Genomic DNA, 25,490 nt, shown 5'->3' with positions numbered 1-25,490 from the left:
CCTTAAAGAAAATGCTTGATGCGGCAACAGCGTTTCTTCAGCAGTGCATCCAAAGACAGACGGCCTGCGCCCTGCAATAGGACAGGAAATAAAACCACCAAATAAATCAGTGCCATTTTATAACCGTTGTCGCACACATTGTAACCCAAGCCGGCATGTACCGCAGACCATGCGACAACCGTTACAACCATCAATCCCAGCGCAGACAGCCGCGTTGCCAAGCCGACGATGAGCAGCGCAGGCAAAACCAGTTCCGCCCACATGGCCAAATTCCAGTTGACCGTATCCGGAAACAAATTGAACGGAAAGGGAAATTGACTGTTTATTTCTGCAAACCAGTTTTCCCCGTTCCATTTTTCCAAGCCGGATTCAAGAAATTCATACGCGGCAAAAAGCCTGAGTGCCAACAAACCGAAAGCAGCCTGCCAAGAGGGGTTGGATGAGGTGTTCATTTATTTTCCTAATCGATGTGTGTCGAATGGGATGGGACGAAAAATCCATCGGCACCATCCCATTTTTCATGCCTGTTTAGACGCGGCAGCTTTAAAAAACTGACAAAACAAATGAAGATATTTTCTTATTCATTGTTTTATAAAGATTAAAAATTCAAAAAGGCCGTCTGAAACACCATGTTTGATTGGGTTTCAGACGGCCTTTGATGATAATTGCAATCCATTAATCCGCTTGTTTGCACAATTCGACAATTTCCGCGCCGTATTTGTCGGTTTTTTCCTCATTCATGCCGTGGATTTCCGCCAGCTCCGCCAAATCTTGCGGCCGTCGGGCGGCAATGGCGCGCAGGGTAACTTTGCTGCATATCTGATAAGCTTCGAGGCCTTCATGGCGGGCAGTATCGATGTTCCACTGAAGCAGACGGCGCATCAAGCGGCGTTTGCGTTTGTCCTCTTCGCTCAGGCCGTCTGAAAACGGGCGGCAGATGTTTAAAATGCCCTCGCCGTATTGTTCGATACGTTTTTCGCCGAGTTTATACACGCCTAAAAGGTCGATGGGTTCGGCAGGCGTATTGGTCAGTAAGTCGTCCATGCTTTCGTTGGAGAATACCGTACCCAGCGTTACTTGATCAGCACTTGCCTGCTGCTCGCGCCAAGTTTCCAAAGCCTGTTTTAAGGCCTGTTCGCGCTCGCCCAAGCTGTGGATAACTTGTGTACTGTCTGTGGAAACCGTACCGGCTTCAGCCGTTTCGCAAACGTCGAGTATCTCCAAACCGAATTTATTGATTTTCGCCTCACCCAGGCCGTAGATTTGATGTAAATCTTCCAAACTTCGGGGCATTTTTTCGACAATATCGCGCAGGGTTTTGTCGCCGCAAACCACATAGGCCGGTACTTCCTCCGCCTGGGCGCGTTGTTGACGCCATTGGCGCAATGCCTGCCACAAACGCTCTTCGCGCTCGGTGCGCAACCAATCGTCTTTCGGCTTTTGGGTGGCCGTTTTTTCGCGGCGCAGGGGACGCAACATGACTTCGGTTTCGCCCTTGAGGACTTTTTTGGCCGCTTCGGTCAGCTGCAAGGCTTGATGCTGCTCGACGTTGACGGTGAGATAGCCCAAGCTGATGCACTGGCGGATGACACTGCGCCATTCCTTGTCAGTCTGTTCGCTGCCGATGCCGAATGTGGATAACTTGTCATGGCCGTTGCGCAGTATCCAATCGTCGCTTTTACCGCGTAAAAGGTTGGTGATGTAACCGGCGGCAAAGCGTTGTCCGGCGCGGTACACGCAGCTGAGTAATTTTTGCACCAACACCGTGCCGTCAAACCGCACGGGCGGATGCAGGCAGTTGTCGCAATGGCCGCAGGGTTCGGATTCTTCGCCGAAATGTTTGAGCAGCAGTACGCGGCGGCAGGCGGCGGTTTCGCAGACGGAAAGCATGGCATCGAGTTTTTGCATTTCGATTTGCTTTTGCACCTCGTCGCTGTTGCCTTCGGCAATCCGTTCGCGCAGCAACACCCAATCGTTCAAGCCGTAACACAGCCAGCTCACGGCAGGCAGACCGTCCCGGCCGGCGCGCCCCGATTCCTGATAGAAATGTTCGACACTTTGGGGCATATCGAGATGGGCGACAAAGCGCACGTCGGGTTTGTCTATGCCCATGCCGAACGCCACGGTCGCCACCACGATAATATTGTCTTCATGCGTAAAGCGGCGTTGGTTTTCCTCGCGCACGTCCATGCTCAAACCGGCATGATACGGAATCGCCTCCAAGCCATTTTCACACAAAAACTGCGCCACATCCTCGACTTTTTTGCGACTTAAACAATACACAATGCCGCTTTGCCCATGCATCTGCTTGCGGATGAAATCCAGTAATTGTTTTTTACCATTATTTTTTTCGATAACCTGATAATAAATATTCGGGCGGTCAAAGCTGGAAATAAATTCGGGCGCATTGTCCAAGTGTAGATAATGCTTGATGTCGGCGCGCGTGGCCGCATCGGCGGTAGCGGTCAGGGCGATGCGCGGGACGTTCGGATAGCGTTCGGCAAGCATGCCGAGCTGTTGATATTCGGGGCGGAAATCGTGTCCCCATTGGCTGACGCAATGCGCCTCATCAATGGCAAACAGGCTGACGGTTTGTTGGTCGAGAAAACGCAAAAAGCGGTCGGTAACCAAGCGTTCTGGTGCGACATAAAGCAGTTTCAGACGGCCTTGGGCAAGCTTGTCGGCAATCTCGCGCGCCTCATCTGCCGATGTGCTGCTGTTGACTGCCGCCGCTTCAATCCCGGCCACATGCAGGCTGGCTACTTGGTCGTTCATCAGCGCAATCAGCGGCGATACGACAACCGCCACGCCTTCGCGCATCAGCGCCGGAATCTGGTAACACAAAGACTTGCCCCCGCCCGTCGGCATCAGCACCATCAAACTCTCGCCGCCGGCCAAAGCATTGACGATAGCCTCCTGCTTGCCACGAAATTCGGGATAACCGAATACTTCGTGCAAAATCTGTTTGGAGGTCGGCTGAAGCATAATGGTTCCGTAGAATAGGGGAAAGCGTTATTTTAACGGTTTTACACCCGCGTATGTGCGGAACATTTTGCCGCCGCTTTTTCAGACGGCCTGAAATTCAACTCTATTAAAGTTATTTAATTTTAAATAAAGATTTATTTTGTTTTAAATGAAATGCACAAAGGCCGTCTGAATCCTAATCTTCGGATTTCAGACGGCCTTTCAAAAATAAAATCTTTAGGCTTTTTTGACGAACTCAGATTTCAAGTTCATCGCGCTGCCATCGATTTTGCAACCGATATTGTGGTCGCCCTCTTGCAGGCGGATGCCTTTGACTTTGGTGCCTTGCTTGATGACCATAGAGCTGCCTTTGACTTTCAGATCTTTAATCAAGACAACCGTATCACCATCTTGCAATACCGCGCCGTTGGCATCTTTGACTTCCAAGGCATCATCGCTTGCAGCCGCAGCATCGGCCTCGTTCCACTCATGGGCGCACTCAGGGCAAACGTATTGGGCACCGTCTTCGTAAGTGTATTCGGAGTGGCATTTCGGGCAGGAAGGTAGGGACATGAGGTTTCCTTATAAATATGATAAAAGAAGCGTAAAACGCAAATAATACAATGTCTAAATTATTGATTCGCCTTGCTGCCGCCTACGCCGTAAACGGCATTCCAAGCCGCGTCCAACATTTGGCCGGCTTGTTGCAGCTTGGCATTTTGCTGCTCTTTCTGAGCCAAAGCCGTCTGAATTTCGCCTTTCAAACGGTCAATATCGGATTGTGCGGCCTGCAAACGGCGCTGCGCGCTTTCCAAATCACTTTGCAGGGAAATGATTTTGCTGTCGTTGCTGTTTTGCTCATGCAAAGCGGCACGGTAAACCGATTGGACGGACAGCAAACGGTCTTCCGCCTCACCGGCATACGCGGCAGCGGCGGATAACATCATCAGGGCAAGTAAGGTTTTTTTCATGGGTTTTCCTTTAAAGTTGTTTGATTTGTAAAGTAAAGCGCAGAGCCGATTTTTCCGCCGCCAAGTTTACATAATATGCTTGTTGGTCTTTGTTCTTGATGGCTTATTTTATCCAATCCGGACATTCAGGCTGCCGATAAAAGTTAATTCAATCGGCAGTTGTAACAGGCAGGCGGCTATTATTTTCTCATATTCTCCGCCTTATTCCATTATTTTCTGGTTTTATTATAAAAGGCCGTCTGAAAAATTTTCAGACGGCCTTTTTGAGTTTCACAATGATGGCTCTGCCTCTCGTCAAAAAGCTTTCCTGTATTTTTAAATTACAGTCATATTTAAATATGTAAATATGATTTATTTATTGTAAAATTTATCCTTTAGTCATGCCGGAGCATATGGTGTTGCGGCTGTCTGCATCTTTTTTAATTCTTCTTCCATGAGAACCCTATGATGAAAAGCAACCATCTCGCCTATGCCGTTTTGGCAGCCCTACTATCTATCCAAACCCTGCCGGCTTCTGCAGCCAAATCTGATACTGCTTCTGCCGTCGAGGCATCCGGGCAAGAAGCGCAACAAGCCTCAGACTCTATCGCAAACTACGTTGACGACCAGATCGTCCAAGGCCCAGCAACCGTTGATTTGGGCAATCAGGCCAAACTGAAACTACCTGCAAAAATGGTCTTTGTGAAAAAAAATCGCGCCAATGCCATGATGAGAGAAGCAGGCAACGCTACAGATCCCAACCGCTACGGCCTGATTCTCCCCGAGTCGGAAAACGAGGACGGTGATACTAATTGGATGGTAGACCTAACCTTTACCGATTCCGGCTATATCAAAGACGATGATGCCAAAGAATGGGATGTTGAGGCCATGCTCGAGCAGCTGAAAGAAGGCACCGAGGAACAAAATAAAGAGCGAGCCTCCCGCAACCTGCCGGAATTGGAAACACGCGGCTGGGTAGAAAAACCGCAATATGATGCAAAGACCCATCGTCTGATTTGGTCGATTGACGTTCTGAATAAAAACGAACCCGATCCCAATCCTGCCATCAACTACAATACTTTCCAGCTGGGACGCGAAGGCTATATTGAATTGACTATGATCACCGATTTGAAAAGCATAGATCAATACAAACCTATTGTGCAAGAATTGTTGGGTAATATCGAATTCAATGAAGGCAAGCGCTACAGCGATTTCAATGCCGCAACCGACAAAGTGGCTGAATACGGACTGGCTGCATTGGTTGGCGGTATCGCTGCAAAAAAACTGGGATTATTAGCTTTGGCCGGCGCATTACTGGCTAAATTCGGCAAACTGATTATTTTCGGTGCTGTTGCAGCAGGCGCATTGTTTAAAGGCCTGTGGCGCAAAAAAGATAAAAATAAACCGAACGAAGAAGAATAAATAAATCCTGTTCAAAATAAAAAGGCCGTCTGAAACATTTCAGACGGCCTTTTATCATTCATGCCTTACGAACGTATCCGTTTCAATACTTCTTCTTTGCCGATTAATGCCAATACGGCATCGACGCTTGGGGTTTTCGCCGTACCGCAGACAGCGAGGCGCAAAGGCATACCGAGTTTGCCCATTTTAATGCCTTCTTCGTCGCAGAAAGGTTTGAAGAGGTCGTGGATGGCTTCGGCGTTCCAGTCTTCCAGCCCTTCGAGGCGTTCGGCAAAGCGCAGCATACGGGCGGCGGCTTCATCGTCCCAGTGTTTCTGCACGTCCGCTTCAGCAGGGGTTTGTTTGACGTAGAAGTAGAGGCACTCGTCGGCAAGCGTGTTCAGGTCTTGGGCACGGTCTTTGACCAATGCCAACACATCTTCCAAAGCAGGCTTGCTTGTTTCATGGATATCGCGCAGGGCGAGGCGCGGTTTCACCATTTCGGCCAGTTTTTCGTTGGCGGTGATTTTGATGTGTTCGCCGTTAATCCAGTAGAGTTTTTTCAAATCCATACGGCTTGGAGACGGGGAAACGTCTTTCAAATCAAACCATTCGATGAATTGTTCCATCGTGAAGAATTCGTCGTCGCCGTGCGCCCAACCCAAGCGTGCCAGATAGTTGAGCATGGCTTCGGGCAGGATGCCCATTGCGCCGAAATCGGTAATGGCAACGGTATCGCCACTGCGTTTGGAGATTTTTTTGCCTTGTTCGTTAAGAATCATCGGCAGGTGGCCGTATTCGGGCAGGTTTGCGCCGATGGCTTTTAAGATGTTGATTTGTTTCGGGGTGTTGTTCACATGGTCGTCGCCGCGGATAACGTGGGTAACGCCCATGTCGTAATCGTCCACGACAACGCAGAAGTTGTAAGTCGGTGTGCCGTCGGCGCGGGCGATAATCAGGTCGTCAAGCGCTTCGTTGGGAATAGAGATTTCGCCTTTAACCAAGTCCGTCCATTTGGTGACGCCGTCCAAAGGTGTTTTGAAGCGGACAACGGGTTGCACGTCGGCAGGGATTTCGGGCAGGGTTTTGCCTGCTTCGGGACGCCAGCGGCGGTCGTAAGTCGCCGTGCCTTCTTTTTCGGCTTTCTCGCGCATGGCTTCCAGCTCTTCTTTGCTGCAATAGCAGTAGTAGGCATGGCCTTTTTCTAAAAGTTCGGCAATGACTTCTTTGTAGCGGTCGAAACGGCGGGTTTGGTAAACGACGTTGTCTGCGTTGTCGTAGTTCAGGCCGACCCATTTCATGCCGTCGAGGATAATGTTGACGGATTCGGCAGTAGAGCGCGCCAAGTCGGTGTCTTCGATACGCAATAGGAACTCGCCTTTATGATGGCGGGCAAACGCCCATGAAAACAAGGCGGTGCGTACGCCGCCGATGTGCAGGTAGCCGGTGGGGCTGGGGGCGAAACGGGTTTTGACGGTCATGATGGCTCCAAAATCTTTGAAAACAGGTATTTTACTTTTTCGGCAAGGTTTAAACAATGTACGGCCGTCTGAAAATAATGTCGGCGCAGAAGGACCGTCTGGGAACTTTTCTCCTGAAAACAAAACTAATGATAATCATTTCTTTGAAAGTATCCGCTCATGAACAAACGCGCTTTATTTACCGCCCTCGCCCTCCTGCCCCTTTTTGCCCAAGCCGAAATCAAAACTATCAAAGACGTATTGGGACGCGAAGTCAAAGTCGATGTCCCTGTCAAACGCGCGGTTTTGGCGTTTTACTATCCCGACTATATCGCGGTAACGGGCGCGGACAAATTTAAAAACGTCATCGGCATTTCGCGTGAGTTTTGGGAGAAATTCAATCCTGGCAGCTGGGCGATGTTCAAACAGAAGCTGCCTACGCTGCAAAACATTGCGGACATCGGCAACATCAGTACCGGCACGTTTTCACTGGAGAAAACGCTCGCGCTCAAGCCGGACGTATTGATTCTGGCCGACTGGCAGTATAAGGCCATCGCCACCCATCTGCCGCGCATTAAAGCGGCAGGCATACCCGTCGTCGTGGTCGATTTCAACGCCGAAACCGTCGCGCGGCACACGCGCAGTGCGGAAATTTTCGGCGAACTCAACGGTACACAGGCGCGCGCCCAAAAAATTGCCGCCGAATACGCCCGAGGCATTGCCGATATCCAAAAACGCGTCGCGCGCGCCAAGCAGTCCAAACCGAAAATCTATATCGAGTTCGGCGACAAAGGCCCGTCCGAATACAGCTACACTTTCGGCAAAGATATGTGGGGCGCGATTGCCGACACAGCAGGTGGCAACAATATCGCTGCGCCTTACGTTAAAAACTGGGGACCGATAAACCCTGAAAAATTCCTGACGGCCAAACCCGACGTCATCGTCATTTCGGGGACGGAAAACGGCCATAAAGACAAGCCTGGCATTATGGCGATGGGCATAGGCATCAGCCAGGCCGATGCGCAACGCCGCCTGGCCGGATTTGTCAAACGCAAAGGCTGGGCAGACATTCCTGCCGTCAAAAACAAACGCGTTTACGGCATCTACCACACCGCCTCCCGCTCGCTCACCGATTTGGCCAGCGCGCAATTTATCGCCAAAACCCTGTATCCGCAGCAGTTTGCCGACATAGACCCAAACAAGACCTATCTGGACTTCTACCGCAAATACCTGCCCGTCGTGCCGGACGGTACGTTTTACATCCGATTGAAATAGCGGCTGCAAAAATCATAGGCTCAGGCCGTCTGAATATGTATGCTATACTAATAAGGCTTTATTATGTATAATTATTATTCTTTTTATTTAATGTATTGGACAAGATATGACTGAACAAAACCAAATCGGCCATCAACAGGCTCCGATTGTAAGCGTCAAAGAATGGTTGATAACAAACTTGATTTTGATGATTCCGCTGGTCAATATAGTTATGATGCTTGTATGGGCATTCAGCTCAAACACCAATCCGAATAAAGCCAATTATTTCAAGGCTGCCTTGATTCTGTTTGCCATCGTAATGGTAATTTATCTGGTACTGGCTGTAGTCTTTTTTGGCAGTGTAGCTGCAAATCAATATCAATAAGTAAGCATACATTTAGGCCGTCTGAAACCTAAAAGGCTTCAGACGGCTTTTTACATGGATTATCGAAGGCTCAACCCCCTATCCAATTCCAAATGGCATCGCTCCATTTGCCGATACGGTAGAGAAACAATGAATAGCTCTCCTGCATCAGAAACTTGGCTTTCTTGCTGCGCTCGTCAAAGCGCGTGGTCGGGGTGGCGGAGAACTGCGCGTCTGACAAGCCCAAATCGGCGGCCATTTCTTCGGCACGCGCCAAATGATACGGGTCGCTGACAACGATAATGCTGCCGACTCCGTTGGCGTGCATGATGGGGACGATATTGCGTAGGTTTTCGTAAGTGTTGCGCGACGTGTTTTCAAATAGGATATTGTGCGCCGGTATGCCCTGCTTGAGCGCGTATCGGCGCCCCACTTCGGCTTCGGTCATAAATCCTTTTTTGGGCGTACCGCCGGTGAAAATGATTTTACCGACCCGATGGCTTTGGTAGAGCGTGATGGCGTGGTTGATGCGCTCACGGAATACCGGCGATGGGCGTTTGTCCCACGCCGCCGCACCTAACACCACCGCCGCATCGGCATGAACGTCCTTCGGCAAGATTTGCAAACCTGTCCGGTAAATCTGCCATGTGCCGCTCAAAAAAATACCGCACACCAGCAAAACGCTCAAAGCAAGACCGCGAAACAGGTAATATCGCAAGCCATTGCGGCTTTTAAGCAGGGAAATCATCTTCAGACGGCCTTCTCCAACCCCGTCAGCCGAGTAGGGCGGCAATGTTTTCCAACGGACGGCCGATGGCTGCGCGCGTAGGCGTTACCAAAACGGGACGCTCAAGCAGGGCAGGGTGTTCGGCGATTGCCTGAAGCAGGGCGGCATTGTCCAAATCGGGATTGTCCAAACCCAATTCTTTGTACAAATCGTCTTTCGTGCGCATCATGCCGCGCACCGATTCGATGCCGAGTTTGGCAAACATATCCTGCAAAGTCGCCAAATCGGGCGCGGTATCCAGATATTTGACTACGTCGGCGGCAACGCCTTTTTCTTCGAGCAAAGCCAGCGCAGCACGCGATTTGCTGCAACGCGGGTTGTGATAAAGTGTGAATTCAGACGGCATGAAAGTCTCCGTATTATTGCAAAATCATTCAATGATGGCAGTTATTATCGTCTGCAACTGATTTTTACTCAAACTTTTTACCTGATATCTTGATATGAATCGGTAGGCATACCCACCAAACCGTTTTACAATAAACACTATTTCGATTGGCAACCTCAAGGATACAACCATGAAAGCCTTAACCGCCCTTCTCTTGTCCGCTGCCGTTTTTACCGCTGCGCCGGCCTTTGCCGCCGACGAAACAGCAGGTTGGCAGGACAACAAACCGCAAAGCCTGGAGTCACTCAAAGCCCCCGTGCGCGTGGTTAACCTTTGGGCAACCTGGTGCGGCCCCTGCCGTAAAGAAATGCCCGCCATGTCGGCATGGTACAAAGCGCAGAAAAAAGGCAGCGTCGATATGGTCGGCATCGCGCTGGATACGACCGACAACATCGGCAAGTTCCTGAAACAAACGCCGGTCAGCTACCCGATTTGGCGTTACACCGGCGCCAACAGCCGCAACTTCATGAAAGCCCACGGCAACAATGTCGGCGTATTGCCCTTCACAGTCGTCGAAGCGCCGAAATGCGGCTACAAACAAACCATCACCGGCGAAGTCAACGAAAAAAGCCTGACCGCCGCCGTGAATTTGGCCAAAACCAAATGTAAATAAAACAGCGGATAGGGTGCTTAACCTACGCTGATACTGAGGCCGTCTGAAACCCAATCGTTCAGACGGCCTTTTTTCAAACCATATTACTTTGTGTTGCAAACCGGCAGTGTATCCACAGGCAGAACCGGGGTTTCACTATCAAAAAGCAGCCGAAATATTTATAATCTGTGAATAACCCCATTTTTTCAGACGGCATGTTGCCCTATCGATGACGCCGGCCGTCTGAATCCCTATTTTCAGGAAAACCCATGATCCGTTTCGAACAAGTTTCCAAAACCTATCCCGGCGGTTTCGAAGCCCTGAAAAATGTCAGTTTCCAGATTAACAAAGGTGAGATGATTTTTATCGCCGGCCATTCGGGTTCGGGCAAATCCACCATTTTGAAGCTGATTTCAGGCATTACCAAGCCCACCAAAGGCAAGGTTTGGTTTAACAATCAAGACCTCGGCACCTTGAGCGACAATCAGATCGGCTTTATGCGCCAACATATCGGCATTGTCTTCCAAGACCACAAAATCCTCTACGACCGCAATGTCTTGCAAAACGTTATCCTGCCTTTGCGGATTAGTGGCTATCAGCCGCGCAAAGCTGAAGAGCGCGCGCGTATTGCGATTGAGAAAGTCGGCTTGAAAGGCCGCGAAAACGATATGCCCATCACTTTGTCCGGCGGCGAACAACAACGTTTGTGCATCGCGCGTGCAGTGGTTCACCAACCCAGCCTGCTGATTGCCGACGAGCCGTCCGCCAGCCTCGACCGCGCCTATGCGCTGGATATTATGGAATTGTTCAAAACCTTCCATGAAGCAGGCACGACCGTGATTGTTGCGGCGCACGATGAAACGCTGATGGCGGATTACGGCCACCGCGTCTTGCGCCTGCAGAAAGGACGCCTCGCATGAGCATGATTCACTACATCTCGTTACACGTCGAATCGGCGCGCGCCGCGCTCAAAGAGCTTCTGCGCCAACCCATCGGCACACTGCTGACCCTGCTCATGCTTGCCGTTGCCATGACCTTGCCGCTGTTCATGTATTTGGGCATCCAAAGCGGACAAAGCGTGTTGGGCAAACTCAACGAGTCGCCGCAGATTACGGTTTATATGGACACCGATGCGGCAAGTTCTGATGCCGATACGGTGAAAAATCTGCTCCAACGCGACAGCCGTATCGATAAAGTCCGCTTTATCAGCAAGCAGGAAGGTTTGGAAGAATTGCAAACCAATCTCGACCAAAACCTCGTTTCCATGCTCGATGGCAACCCGTTGCCCGACGTCTTTATCGTTACGCCCGACCCTGCCACTTCTCCGGATCAGATGCAGGCCATCTATAAAGACATTACCAAACTGCCGCGTGTCGAATCGGCAACCATGGATACCGAATGGGTACAAACCCTTTATCGTATCAACGAATTTATCCGCAAGATTTTATGGTTCCTCTCGCTGACTTTGGGCATGGCCTTTGTCTTGGTGGCACACAACACAATCCGCCTGCAAATCCTCAGCCGCAAGGAAGAGTTGGAGATCACCAAGCTGTTGGGTGCGCCCGCTTCCTTCATCCGCCGCCCTTTCCTTTATCAGGCAATGTGGCAGAGTATTTTCTCCGCCGCCGTCAGCCTGGGCTTGTCGGCTTGGCTGCTGGCCGAAGTACGGCCGCTGGTGGACGCGATTTTCAAACCCTACGGTCTGAACATCGGCTGGCGTTTCTTCACATTTAGCGAAGTGTCGCTGGTATTCGGCTTCGTCATCGCGCTGGGCGTATTCGGCGCATGGCTGGCCACCACGCAACACCTCTTAGGCTTCAAAGCTAAAAAATAAGCCTTGGCAAACAGGCCGTCTGAACCATTCAGACGGCCTGAAATCTTATCCTTTCGCAACTTAAACAAACCTTGTGAAAATTTAATACTGCCAAATCTAACAGCAAGGGCATAATCCCTTATAATTGATGGTTTATTATCCATCTCATTTCATTTGTGCGGCATAAGCCGTGCAGACAAATAACGAAAGACATCCTGTGGACAAACTCAAAATCTCTGCCAACGGCCCCCTCAACGGCGAAATCATCGTATCCGGCGCGAAAAACGCCGCCCTGCCGCTGATGTGTGCCGGTCTGCTGACTTCCGGCACTTTACGCTTGAAAAACGTACCCATGCTCGCCGACGTCAAAACTACCCAAAAACTGCTGCAAGGCATGGGCGCACGCGTTTTGACCGACAACATCTCCGAATTTGAAATCAACGGCGGCACCGTCAACAACACCTGCGCACCTTACGAGCTGGTAAAAACCATGCGCGCATCCATCCTCGTGCTCGGCCCGACGCTGGCGCGTTTCGGCGAAGCCCAAGTCAGCCTGCCCGGCGGCTGCGCCATCGGTTCGCGCCCCGTTGACCAGCACCTCAAAGGCCTCGAAACCATGGGTGCGGAAATCACCATCGAACACGGTTACGTCAAAGCCAAAGGCCGTCTGAAAGGCACGCGCGTCACCATGGATGTCGTAACCGTAGGCGGTACTGAAAACCTGCTGATGGCGGCCACGCTCGCAGAAGGCACCACCATCCTCGAAAACTGCGCCATCGAGCCCGAAGTCGTCGATTTGGCCGAATGCCTCGTTAAAATGGGCGCGAAAATCAGCGGTATCGGTACAGCAACCATGACCATCGAAGGCGTAAAAGAGCTGCACGGCTGCGAACACAGCGTCGTTCCCGACCGTATCGAAGCCGGTACCTTCCTCTGCGCCGTCGCCATGACCGGCGGCAAAGTTGTCCTGCGCAATGCCGCACCGAAAACCATGGAAGTTGTGTTAAACAAACTGACAGAAGCCGGCGCCATCATCGAAGCAGGCGACAACTGGATTTCCATCGACATGCAACAACGCCCCAAAGCCGTGGACATCCGTACCGTCGTCCACCCAGGCTTCCCAACCGACATGCAGGCGCAGTTTATGGCCATGAACGCCATTGCCGAAGGCAGCAGCCGCGTGGTGGAAACCATTTTTGAAAACCGCTTCATGCACGTTCCTGAACTCAACCGCATGGGCGCAGACATCACCACCGAAGGCAACACCGCCTACATCAAAGGAGTAGAAAAACTCTCCGGCGCCGTCGTGATGGCAACCGACCTGCGCGCCTCTGCCAGCCTCGTCATGGCAGGCTTGGTCGCAGAAGGCGAAACCATCGTCGAACGCATCTACCACCTCGACCGCGGCTATGAATACATCGAGAAAAAACTTGGCGGCGTAGGCGCAAAAATCGAACGCGTACACGGTTGATCCCATACGCAGCCGATAAATAAAAGGCCGTCTGAAACACCGGCAATCGGGTTTCAGACGGCCTTTGCGTATTGTTTTGCGGTATAATTCCCGACATCTTTATCCATTGTTTTTAAAAGCACAAACCATGACACGCAAAATCCTTGTCACTTCCGCGCTGCCGTATGCCAACGGCAGCATCCACCTCGGCCACATGGTCGAACACATCCAAACCGACGTTTGGGTACGTTTCCAAAAACTGCGCGGCCACGAATGCTACTACTGCTGCGCCGACGACACCCACGGCACGCCCGTGATGCTTGCCGCGCAAAAACAAGGCATTGCGCCTGAAGATATGATCGCCAAAGTGCGCGAAGAGCACCTCGCCGACTTTACCGGCTTCAACATCGGCTACGACAATTATTACAGCACCCATTCCCCTGAAAACAAACAGTTTTCCCAAGACATTTACCGCGCGCTGAAAGCCAACGGCAAGATTGAGAGCCGCGTCATCGAGCAGCTTTTCGACCCCGAAAAACAAATGTTCCTGCCCGACCGCTTTGTCAAAGGCGAATGCCCGAAATGCCACGCCCAAGACCAATACGGCGACAACTGCGAAGTCTGCGGCACGACCTATTCCCCGACCGAACTGATTAACCCGTATTCCGCCGTTTCTGGTGCAAAACCCGAATTGCGCGAATCCGAACACTTCTTCTTCAAACTGGGCGAATGCGCCGACTTCCTCAAAGCATGGACTTCCGGCAACAATCCGCACGACGGCAAGCCCCATCTGCAACCCGAAGCCCTCAACAAAATGAAAGAATGGCTGGGCGAAGGCGAAGAAACCACGCTGTCCGACTGGGACATCTCCCGCGACGCGCCGTATTTCGGTTTCGAAATCCCCGACGCGCCGGGCAAATATTTCTACGTTTGGCTGGATGCGCCCGTCGGCTACATGGCCTCGTTTAAAAACCTGTGCGACCGCATCGGCGTCGATTTCGACGAATACTTCAAAGCCGACAGCCAAACCGAGATGTACCACTTCATCGGCAAAGACATCCTCTATTTCCACGCCCTGTTCTGGCCCGCCATGCTGCATTTCTCCGGCCACCGCGCCCCGACCGGCGTGTACGCACACGGCTTTTTGACCGTCGACGGACAAAAAATGTCCAAATCGCGCGGCACCTTCATCACCGCCAAATCCTATCTGGAACAAGGCCTGAACCCCGAGTGGATGCGCTACTACATCGCCGCCAAACTCAACAGCAAAATCGAAGACATCGATTTGAACCTGCAAGACTTCATCAGCCGCGTCAACAGCGACCTCGTCGGCAAATACGTCAACATCGCCGCCCGCGCATCAGGTTTCATCGCCAAACGCTTTGAAGGCCGTCTGAAAGATGTTGCCGACAGCGAATTGCTGGCAAAACTGACTGCGCAAAGCGAAGCCATTGCCGAATGCTACGAAAGCCGCGAATACGCCAAAGCCCTGCGCGACATCATGGCCTTGGCAGACATTGTCAACGAATACGTTGATGCCAACAAACCGTGGGAACTGGCGAAACAAGAAGGCCAAGAGGAACGCCTGCACGAAGTATGCAGCGAGCTCATCAACGCCTTTACCATGTTGACCGCCTACCTCGCCCCCGTATTGCCGAAAGTGGCCGAAAATGCCGCCAAATTCCTGAATTTAGAAGCCATCACTTGGGCAAATACACGCGAAACCTTGGGCGAACACGCCATCAACAAATACGAACATTTAATGCAACGAGTGGAGCAAAAACAAGTGGACGATTTAATCGAAGCCAACAAACAAAGCATCGCCTCCGCAGCCGCGCCTGCCGCCGAAGAAAGCAAATACGAAAAAGTCGCCGAACAAGCGAGCTTTGACGACTTTATGAAAATCGACATGCGCGTCGCCAAAGTATTGAACTGCGAAGCCGTTGAAGGCAGCACCAAACTCCTAAAATTCGACCTCGATTTCGGTTTTGAAAAACGCATCATCTTCTCCGGCATCGCCGCATCTTATCCCAACCCCGCCGAATTGAACGGCCGCATGGTCATCGCCGTCGCCAACTTCGCCCCGCGCAAAATGGCAAAATTCGGCGTATCCGAAGGCATGATCCTTTCAGCCGCCACGGCAGAGGGCAAACTGAAGCTCCTCGACGTTGACGCAGGCGCGCAACCCGGGGATAAAGTGGGCTAAGCCTTAGCCAAACCATAAGGAGAAACCATGTTAAACCTTTCCGCTCCGGTACTTAAAGAAATTGAGTTGCTTAATGATGCAGGCTTATCGGTTGGCGCTATTATTACAGTGTTGCGTCTGAAGTTTCCGGTAGAACTCCATGATCGGGGGGACAAACAAATTGAAGAAGCCGTTCTTCTCATGATCAATCCGCCACGAAAAGCACCTTCTCTTTCCCGCTAAGGCAGCAATGCCGGTTGAAAGGTAAATTTGGTTATTCTTTAAAAAAAGGCCGTCTGAAAGTTTCAGACGGCCTTTTTATTTATCCAAACGCTTAGTTTCCGTTCAATCTTTATCTCAATAATTCGTCGGTAACGCGTTGCAGAAATTCGATGCGCTCGGGTTTGGCTTCGCCTGATTCGGCAGCGGCTTTGACGGCGCAGCCGGGTTCAGCGCGGTGGGTGCAGTTGTGGAAACGGCACTGGCCGATAAGGTGGCGCAGGTCGGGGAAGTATTGTAATAAATCGGCAGCTTGGAGATGGTGCAGGCCGAATTCTTGCAGGCCGGGGGAATCGATGAGTCGGGTTTCTGCGTCTAAATCGTACAGTTGGGCGTGGGTGGTGGTGTGTTTGCCGGAATCGAGCGCGGTGGAAATGTCGCCGGTTCGGGCGGCTTGGTTGCCGAGTAGGGAGTTGGTCAGGGTGGACTTGCCCATGCCGCTTTGTCCGAGCAGGATGTTGGTTTGCCCTTCTAAAATGGGACGCAGGATGTCGGCGTTTTCCAATGCGTTGGTTTCGACCACGGGGTAGCCGAGGGTTTCGTAGAATTTGAGTTTCTCGCGCCATTGGGCGGTTTTGGGGAGGTCGGCTTTATTGAGGACGATGACGGCGTTAATGCCGGCCGCTTCGGCTGCGAGGAGGGCGCGTTGTAACAGGGCTTCGCTGGGTGAGGGGCTGGCGGCGGTTACGATGAGCAGTTGGGTAACGTTGGCGGCAATCAGTTTGGTTTTCCATGCGTCTTGGCGGTAGAGCAGGCTTTCGCGCGGGAGGTAGTCTTCAATCACGACTTGTTCGCCGTTGATGGGGCTGATGCGGACTTGGTCGCCACAGGCGAAATCGACGCGTTTTTTGCGGGTGGTGGCGTTATATGTTTGGCCGTCGGGGGTGCGGACAATATAGCGGCGGCCATAGCTGGTAATAATTTGGGCGGTATCGGTCATGATGGAGTTTATTGTTTGGAATGGTGTGATTGTACCGAAAGTCGGCTATGGCCGTCTGAAAACTTGTTTGCACCTTTTAACTTTCTTTGGCTTGGTTTTTGGGTGTTTCTACTCTATATTTGCAATGTATTGGTTTTCAGGAGATTTTTTTATGGATTTCAGTCAGTTGCTCAATCAGGTTTTGGGTGCGGCTCAAAAAGGCGGCAAAGCGGTGGCGGACAGCCCGCTCAATTCTTTCGGCGGTGGCGCGCTGACGGGTGCTTTGGCATCGATGCTGTTGAAAAAGAAAAACGCAAAGAAGCTGGTCAAGGCCGGCTCGGTTGCCGCTTTGGGTTTTCTGGCTTATAAAGGCTATCAAAACTGGAAACAAAACCGCCAGCAGGACGAATTGCCGCAAAGTGCGTTCCAACCTGCCGGCCTGATTGGTGAAAACCACAGCCGTGTGATTTTGCAAACGATGATTGCGGCGGCGGCTTCAGACGGCCTGATTGACGATGCGGAACGCGCGGCCATTGAGCGTGAAAGCGGCAGCGATGCGGAAACGGCGGCATGGTTGCAGGCGGAATATGCGCAACCGGCCTCCATCGAGCAAATTGCCGCTTCGGTCGGCAATGACGAGGCTTTGGCAGCCGAAACTTATCTGGCGGCCCGATTGGTCTGCGCGGACTTGTCGCGCAAGGAAATTGTGTTCCTGAGCCGTTTGTCCCAAGCTTTGAATTTGGACGACCAACTGGTCGAGAGTTTGGAAAAACAGCTCGAATTGGCTTGAGCTGGATTTAAAAGGCCGTCTGAAACTTGATTTCAGACGGCCTTTCGACTTAATTTCAGAGTAAAATAACCCCTTCGACATATTAAAGGCTGTCTGAACATGAATAAACTTTTTTCCACATTCAAAACGTTTTTAGCCGCTTCGTCCGTCTTGGTATTGGCTGCCTGTCCGAGCGGCAACGCGCCGCAATCCAAACCTTCTACGCAGGGTCAAAATACGGTTTCGCATACTGCACCCAAACCGAAAGCCACGGTTGCGCTGGCTTTGGGCGGCGGCGCGTCCAAAGGCTTTGCCCATATCGGGATTATTAAGGTTTTGAAAGAAAACAATATTCCGGTCAAAATCGTTACTGGTACATCTGCCGGCTCGATTGTCGGCAGTATGTACGCTTCGGGAATGTCGCCCGACCGCCTCGAATTGGAAGCGGAAATTTTGGGTAAAACCGATTTGGTGGATTTGACCTTGTCCACCAGCGGCTTCATCAAAGGCGAAAAACTGCAAAACTACATCAACCGCAAAGTCGGCAACCGCCCGATGCAGCAGTTCCCCATCAAATTTGCCGCCGTTGCGACCGATTTTGAAAGCGGCAAACCGGTGGTATTCAACGTAGGCAATGCCGGACAGGCCGTCCGCGCTTCTGCTTCGATTCCGAACGTGTTCCAACCTGTCGTTATCGGCAGTCGCAAATATGTGGACGGCGGCCTGTCGCAGCCCGTACCAGTCAGCGCGGCGAAAAAACTGGGGGCAAACTTCATCATTGCCGTCGATATTTCCGCCCGTCCGGCCAAAAATGTCAGCCAAGGTATGTTCTCCTATCTTGACCAAACCTTCAACGTGATGAGCCAAACCGCCTTACACCAAGAATTGGGCCAAGCCAATGTGGTCATCAAACCGCAGGTTTTGGAGCTGGGCTCGATTGGCGGTTTCGACCAAAAACAACGCGCCATCCAATTGGGCGAACAAGCCGCACGCGCCGCCCTGCCTGAAATCAAACGCAAACTGGCGGCATATCAGTATTAATCATCCGCCGTTTGAACAGGCCGTCTGAAAGTATGTTTTTCAGACGGCCTTTCTTGTGCAAATCTGCTAAAATCACGCGTTTCCTACAAATCATAAAATCCTAAAAAAATGAATATCTTTTACGAAGAGTCCGGCCAATTCAAAGTTGCCTCCATCGTCCAAAAAAACGACGCCACCTACCAAGTCGATACCCAACACGGCAAACGCACCAAAGTGAAGGCAAATAATGTCTTTGCCGAGTTTGACGGCGATATGGCGGCGTTTTTAGAGAACGCGCAGGCGCAGGCGGCGGACATCGATACCGATTTATTGTGGGAAGTATGCGGCGAAGAGGAATTTACCGCTGAGGCGATTGCCGAAGAATATTTCGGCCATGCACCGACCAAAACCGAGCTGGCGGCAACTTTGATTGCGCTGTACGCCGCGCCGATGTATTTCTATAAAAAAGCCAAAGGCGTGTTCAAAGCCGCGCCTGAAGAAACTTTGAAACAAGCGCTTGCCGCCATCGAACGCAAAAAACAGCAAGACGCGCAAATCGACGCTTGGGCGGAAGCCTTGAAACGCGGCGAGATGCCGTCTGAAATCGCGGCAGATTTGAAAACCATCCTGCACGCGCCCGACAAGCAGTCGCTGACTTACAAAGCCTTTACCAAAGCCGCCGACGCGCTGAAAATCTCTGCCTACGAACTGGCGAAAAAGACAGGCGGCATTACGTCCATTCCCCAATACCTGCAAGACGGGTTTGAAATCAAATACTTCCCCAAAGGAACAGGCTTCCCCGACCTTCCGCTTCCTGAAATGCCCGACTTGCCCAAAGCCGACGTTACCGCCTTTTCCATTGACGACGAATCGACTACCGAAGTGGACGATGCTTTGAGCCTGACCGACTTGGGCAATGGCATGAAACGCGTCGGCATCCACATTGCCGCGCCGTCGCTTGCCATTAAACAAGGCGACAAAATGGAAAAAAACATCATGGAACGCTTAAGCACGGTTTATTTCCCCGGCGGCAAAATCACCATGCTGCCCGAAAACTGGATTGCCGCGTTCAGCCTTGATGCGGGCGCGTACCGCCCTGCCGTCAGCATTTATTTTGATGTGGACGGCGAGTTCAACGTCGGCGCGCCAACCTGCAAAATCGAAGCCGTCAACATCGCCGAAAACCTGCGCATTCAAGCCATCGAACCGCATTTCAACGCCGAAACCGGCTTGGACGAAGCCGGCGAAATGATGTTTGCCCACCATCAAGACCTGATTTGGTTCTATCAATTCGCCATCGCCCTGCAAAAAGCGCGCGGCAAATACGAGCCCGACCGCGCGCCGCAATACGATTACAGCATCGAATTGGATGAGGAAGGCAACGTATCCGTCGTCCGCCGCGAACGCGGTTCGCCCATCGATACGCTGGTCAGCGAGATGATGATTCTTGCCAACAGCACTTGGGCGCAAATGCTGGACGAAAACGAGCTGCCCGGCCTTTTCCGCGTCCAACCGGCAGGCAAAGTGCGCATGAGCACCAAATCCGAGCCGCACATCGGCATGGGCGTGCAGCATTATGGCTGGTTTACCTCGCCTCTGCGCCGCGCCGCCGACTACATCAACCAAAAGCAGCTGATCAGCCTGATCGACGACTCTGCCGAGCCACTGTATCAAAACAGCGATGCCGAGCTTTTCGCCGCGCTGCGCGACTTTGATGCCGCCTATACAGCCTACGCCGACTTCCAACGCCAAATGGAAGCCTACTGGAGCCTCGTCTATCTGCAGCAGCAAGGCACGAGCGAGCTGACGGCCACCATCCTCAAAGAAGACCTCGTCCGCATTGAAGGCCTGCCGCTGGTAACGCGCGCGACCGGTATTCCGTTTGACGCGCTGCCCAAATCGCAGGCATTGTTCAAAATCACTGAATTGGATGCCGAGAAGCAGTTTATCGCGCTCAACTATCAAAAAGCCGTTTTACCGGGTTGATAACGTTATTTCGTTTGAAAAAAGGCCGTCTGAACAAAGAAACAGAAATCTTTGATTTCGTTTTCATCCCTGTTCAGACGGCCTTCATCATCTAAAAATGCTACAATTCCCCCTTTCTGCCCATCATTTCAAACCATGAAAAAAAACGCCCCCCAATCCTTTGAAGAAGCCTTATCCCGCCTCGAAACCCTGACCCAGGCCATGCAAAGCAGCGAAATGCCGCTGGAAGACGCCCTGGCTGCCTATCAGGAAGGCAACGAATTGGTCAGATACTGCCAAACCAAATTGGCGGAAGTCGAGCAGAAACTGCAAGTCTTGGATGCCGGCGAACTGAAGGAGTTGAACCTTGAACCCGGCGAATGAACTCAAAACATGGCAACAAAAAGCCCAAGCGCAAACCGAATTGCTGCTGGCGCATTTCTTGCCGTCTGAAAGCCAAGTTCCGCACACGCTGCACGAAGCCATGCGTTACGTTACCCTCGGCGGCGGCAAACGGCTGCGTCCACTCTTGGTGCTTGCCGCGTCCGAATTGGGCGAAGCAAACCAAAATGCCGTCGAGCAGGCGATGGCGGCCATCGAAATGGTACACGTCTATTCGTTGGTTCACGACGATATGCCGGCGATGGACAACGACAGTCTGCGCCGCGGCAAACCGACCTGCCATGTGCAATACGATGAAGCAACCGCCCTTTTGGTCGGCGATGCGTTGCAAACCCAAGCCTTTGATGTACTGAGCCGTCCGACAGGCCTGCCTGCCGAACGTCAGCTTGCCATGTTGTCCACGCTGGCCCAGGCATCCGGCAGCCTCGGCATGGCGGGCGGACAAGCTATCGACCTTGCCAATGTCGGCAAAGCCATGAATCAGGCCGAATTGGAACAGATGCACAGCCTCAAAACCGGCGCACTCATCCGCGCGGCCGTGGCCTTAGGCGCACTTTCCTGCCCAGACTTAACACCGGCTCAAATCCAAACCTTAGACCGCTACGCCGCCAAATTAGGTTTGGCTTTCCAAGTGATCGACGATGTATTGGACTGCGAAGCCGATACCGCCACCTTGGGCAAAACCGCCGGCAAAGACTCGGACAACGACAAACCGACCTACGTCAAACTGATGGGCCTGCAGGCCGCGCGCACTTACGCAGAAACGCTGATTGCAGAAGCCGTTGCCCTGATCGAGCCATTCGGCGACAAAGCCCTGCGCCTGCGCCAACTGGCAAAGTTTGTTACCGCACGGAAAAACTAAACCCGTAAATAAATAAAGGCCGTCTGAAACCTGATTTTAGGTTTCAGACGGCCTTTTTAACAGCCTGTTTGGCTTTTGTACCAACCGAATGCGAAGCCTTTCAAAATACGGCTCAGAAATCCCCCGCAAACTGCGTTTACAAACCTCAACCTGTCTGTTTAATCCAATAGGGCATCCACGAACGCTTTGGCATTAAACGGACGCAAATCGTCGATGCCTTCGCCTACGCCGATGTAGCGGACAGGAACAGGGCGGTCGGAGGCAAGGGCGGCAAGGATACCGCCTTTGGCCGTACCGTCTAGCTTGGTGACGATAAGTCCGGTCAGACCCAGCGCTTCGTCGAAGGCTTTCACTTGGTTGACGGCGTTTTGACCGATGTTGGCATCCAAAACAACGATGATTTCATGTGGCGCATCCGGCATGGCTTTTTGCAACACGCGTTTCACTTTTTTGATTTCTTCCATCAAATGAAGCTGCGTAGGCAAACGGCCGGCAGTATCAGCCAGCACGATGTCGATCCCGCGCGCTTTCGCGGCTTGGACGGCATCGAAGCAAACGGCTGCGGAATCGCCTGTGGTTTGCGAAATCACGGTTACATTGTTGCGCTCGCCCCAAGCTTGAAGCTGCTCACGCGCAGCGGCACGGAAAGTATCGCCTGCCGCCAGCAACACAGATTTACCCTGCGCTTGGAAGTATTTGGCGAGTTTGCCGATAGACGTGGTTTTACCCGCGCCGTTGATACCGGCAAGCATAATCACGAAAGGCTCCCTGGTTTCCGGCAAGACCAAAGGTTTCTCCAGAGGCTTAATCAAGTCGTACAGCGCATCTTTCAGCGCACCGCGCAATTCGTTGCCGTCTTTGAGGCCTTTGAGGCTGACACGGTCGCGCACGTCTTTCATCAAGTATTCGGTGGCTTCCATGCCCATATCGCTGGTAATCAGCACGGTTTCCAGCTCTTCGTACAAGTCCTCGTCGATCTGTCCGCCGCCGAACACGCCGGCCAACGATTTTGCCATTTTGTCGCGTGATTTGGTCAAGCCTTGTTTCAAACGCGCAGCCCAACTGAGCTTGTGTTCTTCTGCCGGAGCAGGGGCTTCAACCGGTATTTCCACAACGGCTTCTTGAACTTGCTCGACAGTCTCGCTAACTGCCTCAACAGCTTCTTCTTTGACTGCTTCAGCTTGTTCCGCTACTTCTTCAGCAACCTCGGCCGCTTCAGACGGCATCTCGGCAACGGTTTCCTTTACCTGCTCAACAACCTCGCTGACGGTTTCAACAGCTTCTTCTCTGACTGCCTCAGCCTGTTCTGCCACTTCTTCAGCAGCCTCGACCGCTTCAGACGGCATCTCGGCAACGGTTTCTTTTACCTGTTCAACAGTCTCGCTGGCGGTTTCAACAGCCGCTTCTTTTGCCGCTTCAACGTGTTCTTCTACTTTTTCAACTGTTTCAGACGGCGTTTCGGTCAAAGTTTCCCGAACCTGCTCGACGGTTTCGCTGATAGTTTCAACAGCCGATTCGACAACTGATTCAACATGCCCTTTGACGCTTTCTGCTAAAGATTCGGCATCTTCTTTAATATTTTCAACTACTTGAGCAACTTCAGATTCTATTTTTGCTGCGGTTTCCTGAACTTGAGCCTCCTCGGGAGCCGGAGTTTCCTGTTTTTTCTTGCGACGGAAGAAGCTGAACATTAAATTTTCCTTTTAATTTTAGAAACTTGAAATAGGGAGTATTGTAGCGTATTTTACGTGGCAAGGTCGTCTGAAAATCAAGGTTGTCAGGTTTTGGCATTTCCAACGTCTAATAAGATAAACCATCCATACAGGAAACATAGAGATGAATCCCCGCACATTATTTTCACTTTGCACCAAGTTCGGCTGCCTGCTTGCGCTTGGCGCCTGCTCATCCAAAATGATGGATACCGAAGCCGCAACCGTACCGCAGGCATTGTCCTCATTAAAAACCCCTGACAACCGCCCTGCCAGTGTTTTCCTAAAAAAAGACAAACCCACCCTGATTAAATTTTGGGCAAGTTGGTGTCCTTTGTGTTTGTCCGAATTGGGACAAACCGAAAAATGGGCGCAAGATATAAAATTCGGTTCTGCCAACCTGATTACCGTTGCCTCGCCCGGTTTTCTACACGAGAAAAAAGACGGCGACTTTCAAAAATGGTATTCCGGTTTGAACTATCCTAAGCTGCCCGTCGTTACCGACAACGGCGGCACCATCGCCCAAAGCCTGAATATCAGTGTTTACCCTTCTTGGGCATTAATCGGCAAAGACGGCGACGTGCAGCGCATCGTCAAAGGCAGCATCAACGAAGCGCAGGCATTGGCTTTAATCCGCGACCCGAATGCCGATATAGGCCGTCTGAAAAACACATTTTACAAACCCGACACACAGAAAAAGGATTCAGCAATCATGAATACGCGCACCATCTACCTCGCCGGCGGCTGCTTCTGGGGCTTGGAAGCCTATTTCCAACGCATAGACGGCGTGGTTGACGCAGTATCCGGCTACGCTAACGGCAAAACGGAAAACCCAAGCTACGAAGACGTGTCCTACCGCGATACAGGCCATGCCGAAACCGTTAAAGTCACCTATGATGCCGACAAACTCAGCCTAGACGATATCCTGCAATATTTCTTCCGCGTCGTTGATCCAACCAGCCTCAACAAACAAGGCAACGACACCGGCACGCAATACCGCAGCGGCGTGTACTACACCGACCCCGCCGAAAAAGCCGTCATCGCCGCCGCACTCAAACGCGAGCAGCAAAAATACAAACTTCCCCTCGTCGTCGAAAACGAGCCGCTAAAAAACTTCTACGACGCCGAGGAATACCATCAGGACTACCTGATTAAAAACCCCAACGGCTACTGCCACATCGACATCCGCAAAGCCGACGAACCGCTGCCGAGCAAAACCAAAGCCGTCCCTCAAGGCAAAGGCTTTGACGCGGCAACGTATAAAAAACCCAGCGCTGCTGAACTCAAACGCATTCTGACCGAAGAGCAATACCAGGTTACCCAAAACAGCGAGACCGAATACGCCTTCAGCCACGAATACGACCACTTGTTCAAACCCGGCATTTATGTGGACATCGTCAGCGGCGAACCCCTGTTCAGCTCTGCCGACAAATTTGATTCCGGCTGCGGCTGGCCGAGTTTTACCCATCCAATTAATGCCTCCGCCGTTACCGAACACGACGATTTCAGCTATAACATGCGCCGCACCGAAGTGCGCAGCCACGCCGCCGACTCACACTTGGGACACGTCTTCCCCGACGGCCCGAAAGACAAAGGCGGCCTGCGCTATTGCATCAACGGCGCAAGTTTGAAATTCATTCCTTTGGAAGAAATGGACGCAGCCGGCTACGGTGCATTGAAAGACAAAGTGAAATAACGGATTGAATCGAAAAAGGCCGTCTGAAAAAGATTTCAGACGGCCTTAAATTTATAATTTATTTGGTCATGTCATAAAATGATGCAACAGAAAGTATTAAATACATTACTGATATCAAAATATATTTAATTTTTTTATCTCTAATTTCTTTCCATAAATGCAAGCATATAGGAAGCATCGTAAACACTAGAACCGCAATATTAAAACATAAAAGAAAGAGATATCCTTTAGAACTTTCTTTCCAAAAGGGTATAAAAAAACTTG

At 51.6% G+C, this 25,490-nt stretch carries 24 protein-coding genes; 15 read left to right on the top strand and 9 right to left on the bottom strand.

Features of this window, described 5'->3' with window-relative positions; translation table 11 throughout:
- Positions 1-2: 2 nt before the first annotated feature.
- The 4 genes from ACTHSA_RS08095 to ACTHSA_RS08080 form a co-directional block, all read right to left on the bottom strand.
- Positions 3-452, bottom strand: a complete 450-nt coding sequence (locus ACTHSA_RS08095) for an HvfX family Cu-binding RiPP maturation protein (RefSeq protein ID WP_070624891.1) — start codon at positions 450-452, stop codon at positions 3-5.
- A gap of 223 nt (positions 453-675) precedes the next feature.
- Complete coding sequence (recQ, locus tag ACTHSA_RS08090) at positions 676-2,985, bottom strand: DNA helicase RecQ (RefSeq protein WP_070624890.1); 2,310 nt, start codon at positions 2,983-2,985, stop codon at positions 676-678.
- A gap of 216 nt (positions 2,986-3,201) precedes the next feature.
- Positions 3,202-3,537: a zinc ribbon domain-containing protein YjdM gene (locus ACTHSA_RS08085; RefSeq protein ID WP_004519157.1), complete on the bottom strand. Its 336-nt coding sequence runs from the start codon at positions 3,535-3,537 to the stop codon at positions 3,202-3,204.
- A 59-nt stretch (positions 3,538-3,596) separates the two neighbouring features.
- The gene (locus tag ACTHSA_RS08080) at positions 3,597-3,935 is read right to left on the bottom strand and encodes a hypothetical protein (RefSeq protein ID WP_004519158.1); all 339 of its coding nucleotides are present in this window, start codon (positions 3,933-3,935) and stop codon (positions 3,597-3,599) included.
- 444 nt (positions 3,936-4,379) lie between these two features.
- On the opposite strand from ACTHSA_RS08080, the gene ACTHSA_RS08075 reads away from it, so the two are divergent.
- Positions 4,380-5,336: a DUF2167 domain-containing protein gene (locus ACTHSA_RS08075; RefSeq protein ID WP_070624888.1), complete on the top strand. Its 957-nt coding sequence runs from the start codon at positions 4,380-4,382 to the stop codon at positions 5,334-5,336.
- A 65-nt stretch (positions 5,337-5,401) separates the two neighbouring features.
- Here ACTHSA_RS08075 and gltX read toward each other — a convergent pair whose 3' ends face one another.
- Entirely contained in the window at positions 5,402-6,796 is a 1,395-nt protein-coding gene (gene gltX / locus ACTHSA_RS08070; protein WP_440378865.1) for a glutamate--tRNA ligase, read from the bottom strand.
- Positions 6,797-6,955: 159 nt separating this feature from the next.
- On the opposite strand from gltX, the gene ACTHSA_RS08065 reads away from it, so the two are divergent.
- Positions 6,956-8,050 carry an ABC transporter substrate-binding protein gene (locus ACTHSA_RS08065; RefSeq protein ID WP_049344933.1) on the top strand — a complete coding sequence of 365 codons (1,095 nt, stop codon included), beginning with the start codon at positions 6,956-6,958 and terminating at the stop codon, positions 8,048-8,050.
- Positions 8,051-8,156: 106 nt separating this feature from the next.
- Entirely contained in the window at positions 8,157-8,414 is a 258-nt protein-coding gene (locus ACTHSA_RS08060; RefSeq protein ID WP_440378864.1) for a hypothetical protein, read from the top strand.
- A 70-nt stretch (positions 8,415-8,484) separates the two neighbouring features.
- Here the strand turns inward: ACTHSA_RS08060 and ACTHSA_RS08055 are convergent, their stop codons facing one another.
- Both ACTHSA_RS08055 and arsC read right to left on the bottom strand, forming a co-directional pair.
- The gene (locus ACTHSA_RS08055; RefSeq protein ID WP_440367982.1) at positions 8,485-9,141 is read right to left on the bottom strand and encodes a YdcF family protein; all 657 of its coding nucleotides are present in this window, start codon (positions 9,139-9,141) and stop codon (positions 8,485-8,487) included.
- Between the two features lie 25 nt (positions 9,142-9,166).
- Entirely contained in the window at positions 9,167-9,526 is a 360-nt protein-coding gene (gene arsC / locus ACTHSA_RS08050; RefSeq protein ID WP_004519164.1) for an arsenate reductase (glutaredoxin), read from the bottom strand.
- 169 nt (positions 9,527-9,695) lie between these two features.
- Between arsC and ACTHSA_RS08045 the strand changes: the two genes are divergently transcribed.
- The 6 genes from ACTHSA_RS08045 (at position 9,696) to ACTHSA_RS08020 (ending at position 15,848) form a co-directional block, all read left to right on the top strand.
- On the top strand, positions 9,696-10,178 hold the full coding sequence (locus tag ACTHSA_RS08045) for a TlpA disulfide reductase family protein (RefSeq protein ID WP_003747814.1): 483 nt from the start codon (positions 9,696-9,698) through the stop codon (positions 10,176-10,178).
- 248 nt (positions 10,179-10,426) lie between these two features.
- Positions 10,427-11,077: a cell division ATP-binding protein FtsE gene (ftsE, locus tag ACTHSA_RS08040; protein WP_003681151.1), complete on the top strand. Its 651-nt coding sequence runs from the start codon at positions 10,427-10,429 to the stop codon at positions 11,075-11,077.
- Positions 11,074-11,991, top strand: coding sequence for a permease-like cell division protein FtsX (ftsX, locus tag ACTHSA_RS08035; RefSeq protein WP_003747810.1), 918 nt, complete (start codon positions 11,074-11,076; stop codon positions 11,989-11,991). Before ftsE ends, ftsX begins: the two co-directional genes overlap by 4 nt.
- Before the next feature lie 196 nt (positions 11,992-12,187).
- Positions 12,188-13,441 (top strand): UDP-N-acetylglucosamine 1-carboxyvinyltransferase, encoded by a 1,254-nt coding sequence (murA, locus tag ACTHSA_RS08030; protein WP_049335701.1) that lies wholly within the window; start codon positions 12,188-12,190, stop codon positions 13,439-13,441.
- Between the two features lie 127 nt (positions 13,442-13,568).
- Positions 13,569-15,626, top strand: a complete 2,058-nt coding sequence (gene metG, locus ACTHSA_RS08025; RefSeq protein ID WP_070460993.1) for a methionine--tRNA ligase — start codon at positions 13,569-13,571, stop codon at positions 15,624-15,626.
- A gap of 27 nt (positions 15,627-15,653) precedes the next feature.
- Positions 15,654-15,848 carry a virulence regulator gene (locus ACTHSA_RS08020; protein WP_070460991.1) on the top strand — a complete coding sequence of 65 codons (195 nt, stop codon included), beginning with the start codon at positions 15,654-15,656 and terminating at the stop codon, positions 15,846-15,848.
- 109 nt (positions 15,849-15,957) lie between these two features.
- On the opposite strand, the gene rsgA is transcribed toward ACTHSA_RS08020, so the two are convergent.
- Positions 15,958-16,824 (bottom strand): ribosome small subunit-dependent GTPase A, encoded by an 867-nt coding sequence (gene rsgA, locus ACTHSA_RS08015; protein ID WP_070624878.1) that lies wholly within the window; start codon positions 16,822-16,824, stop codon positions 15,958-15,960.
- A 151-nt stretch (positions 16,825-16,975) separates the two neighbouring features.
- Here rsgA and ACTHSA_RS08010 point away from each other — a divergent pair, with 151 nt between their 5' ends.
- The 5 genes from ACTHSA_RS08010 (at position 16,976) to ACTHSA_RS07990 (ending at position 21,821) form a co-directional block, all read left to right on the top strand.
- Positions 16,976-17,593: a tellurite resistance TerB family protein gene (locus tag ACTHSA_RS08010; protein WP_036492402.1), complete on the top strand. Its 618-nt coding sequence runs from the start codon at positions 16,976-16,978 to the stop codon at positions 17,591-17,593.
- A gap of 99 nt (positions 17,594-17,692) precedes the next feature.
- Positions 17,693-18,613 carry a patatin-like phospholipase family protein gene (locus tag ACTHSA_RS08005; RefSeq protein WP_070624876.1) on the top strand — a complete coding sequence of 307 codons (921 nt, stop codon included), beginning with the start codon at positions 17,693-17,695 and terminating at the stop codon, positions 18,611-18,613.
- Between the two features lie 108 nt (positions 18,614-18,721).
- Positions 18,722-20,578 (top strand): ribonuclease catalytic domain-containing protein, encoded by a 1,857-nt coding sequence (locus ACTHSA_RS08000; RefSeq protein WP_070461521.1) that lies wholly within the window; start codon positions 18,722-18,724, stop codon positions 20,576-20,578.
- A 135-nt stretch (positions 20,579-20,713) separates the two neighbouring features.
- Positions 20,714-20,941, top strand: coding sequence for an exodeoxyribonuclease VII small subunit (locus ACTHSA_RS07995; protein ID WP_003681131.1), 228 nt, complete (start codon positions 20,714-20,716; stop codon positions 20,939-20,941).
- A complete protein-coding gene (locus ACTHSA_RS07990) occupies positions 20,925-21,821 on the top strand; it encodes a polyprenyl synthetase family protein (protein WP_004519176.1) in 897 nt (298 codons plus the stop codon). Before ACTHSA_RS07995 ends, ACTHSA_RS07990 begins: the two co-directional genes overlap by 17 nt.
- 158 nt (positions 21,822-21,979) lie before the next feature.
- Here ACTHSA_RS07990 and ftsY read toward each other — a convergent pair whose 3' ends face one another.
- The gene (gene ftsY / locus ACTHSA_RS07985; RefSeq protein WP_004519177.1) at positions 21,980-23,512 is read right to left on the bottom strand and encodes a signal recognition particle-docking protein FtsY; all 1,533 of its coding nucleotides are present in this window, start codon (positions 23,510-23,512) and stop codon (positions 21,980-21,982) included.
- 145 nt (positions 23,513-23,657) lie between these two features.
- Here ftsY and msrAB point away from each other — a divergent pair, with 145 nt between their 5' ends.
- Positions 23,658-25,226 (top strand): bifunctional peptide-methionine (S)-S-oxide reductase MsrA/peptide-methionine (R)-S-oxide reductase MsrB, encoded by a 1,569-nt coding sequence (gene msrAB / locus ACTHSA_RS07980; RefSeq protein WP_039861899.1) that lies wholly within the window; start codon positions 23,658-23,660, stop codon positions 25,224-25,226.
- The last annotated feature ends 264 nt before the right edge of the window (positions 25,227-25,490 follow it).

The organism is Neisseria sp. P0008.S002 (assembly GCF_051962805.1).
In the GTDB taxonomy this organism is placed as follows: domain Bacteria; phylum Pseudomonadota; class Gammaproteobacteria; order Burkholderiales; family Neisseriaceae; genus Neisseria; species Neisseria perflava.
The sequence above is the reverse complement of the archived record's forward strand: the minus strand, read 5'-3'. Positions and strand labels throughout refer to the sequence as shown.

What these genes read in the sequence shown, in the direction of transcription:
- ACTHSA_RS08095 (WP_070624891.1), bottom strand. Translation starts at nt 452, where the DNA reads ATGAACACCTCATCCAACCCCTCTTGGCAGGCTGCTTTCGGTTTGTTG.
- recQ (WP_070624890.1), bottom strand. Translation starts at nt 2,985, where the DNA reads ATGCTTCAGCCGACCTCCAAACAGATTTTGCACGAAGTATTCGGTTAT.
- ACTHSA_RS08085 (WP_004519157.1), bottom strand. Translation starts at nt 3,537, where the DNA reads ATGTCCCTACCTTCCTGCCCGAAATGCCACTCCGAATACACTTACGAA.
- ACTHSA_RS08080 (WP_004519158.1), bottom strand. Translation starts at nt 3,935, where the DNA reads ATGAAAAAAACCTTACTTGCCCTGATGATGTTATCCGCCGCTGCCGCG.
- ACTHSA_RS08075 (WP_070624888.1), top strand. Translation starts at nt 4,380, where the DNA reads ATGATGAAAAGCAACCATCTCGCCTATGCCGTTTTGGCAGCCCTACTA.
- gltX (WP_440378865.1), bottom strand. Translation starts at nt 6,796, where the DNA reads ATGACCGTCAAAACCCGTTTCGCCCCCAGCCCCACCGGCTACCTGCAC.
- ACTHSA_RS08065 (WP_049344933.1), top strand. Translation starts at nt 6,956, where the DNA reads ATGAACAAACGCGCTTTATTTACCGCCCTCGCCCTCCTGCCCCTTTTT.
- ACTHSA_RS08060 (WP_440378864.1), top strand. Translation starts at nt 8,157, where the DNA reads ATGACTGAACAAAACCAAATCGGCCATCAACAGGCTCCGATTGTAAGC.
- ACTHSA_RS08055 (WP_440367982.1), bottom strand. Translation starts at nt 9,141, where the DNA reads ATGATTTCCCTGCTTAAAAGCCGCAATGGCTTGCGATATTACCTGTTT.
- arsC (WP_004519164.1), bottom strand. Translation starts at nt 9,526, where the DNA reads ATGCCGTCTGAATTCACACTTTATCACAACCCGCGTTGCAGCAAATCG.
- ACTHSA_RS08045 (WP_003747814.1), top strand. Translation starts at nt 9,696, where the DNA reads ATGAAAGCCTTAACCGCCCTTCTCTTGTCCGCTGCCGTTTTTACCGCT.
- ftsE (WP_003681151.1), top strand. Translation starts at nt 10,427, where the DNA reads ATGATCCGTTTCGAACAAGTTTCCAAAACCTATCCCGGCGGTTTCGAA.
- ftsX (WP_003747810.1), top strand. Translation starts at nt 11,074, where the DNA reads ATGAGCATGATTCACTACATCTCGTTACACGTCGAATCGGCGCGCGCC.
- metG (WP_070460993.1), top strand. Translation starts at nt 13,569, where the DNA reads ATGACACGCAAAATCCTTGTCACTTCCGCGCTGCCGTATGCCAACGGC.
- ACTHSA_RS08020 (WP_070460991.1), top strand. Translation starts at nt 15,654, where the DNA reads ATGTTAAACCTTTCCGCTCCGGTACTTAAAGAAATTGAGTTGCTTAAT.
- rsgA (WP_070624878.1), bottom strand. Translation starts at nt 16,824, where the DNA reads ATGACCGATACCGCCCAAATTATTACCAGCTATGGCCGCCGCTATATT.
- ACTHSA_RS08010 (WP_036492402.1), top strand. Translation starts at nt 16,976, where the DNA reads ATGGATTTCAGTCAGTTGCTCAATCAGGTTTTGGGTGCGGCTCAAAAA.
- ACTHSA_RS08005 (WP_070624876.1), top strand. Translation starts at nt 17,693, where the DNA reads ATGAATAAACTTTTTTCCACATTCAAAACGTTTTTAGCCGCTTCGTCC.
- ACTHSA_RS08000 (WP_070461521.1), top strand. Translation starts at nt 18,722, where the DNA reads ATGAATATCTTTTACGAAGAGTCCGGCCAATTCAAAGTTGCCTCCATC.
- ACTHSA_RS07995 (WP_003681131.1), top strand. Translation starts at nt 20,714, where the DNA reads ATGAAAAAAAACGCCCCCCAATCCTTTGAAGAAGCCTTATCCCGCCTC.
- ftsY (WP_004519177.1), bottom strand. Translation starts at nt 23,512, where the DNA reads ATGTTCAGCTTCTTCCGTCGCAAGAAAAAACAGGAAACTCCGGCTCCC.
- msrAB (WP_039861899.1), top strand. Translation starts at nt 23,658, where the DNA reads ATGAATCCCCGCACATTATTTTCACTTTGCACCAAGTTCGGCTGCCTG.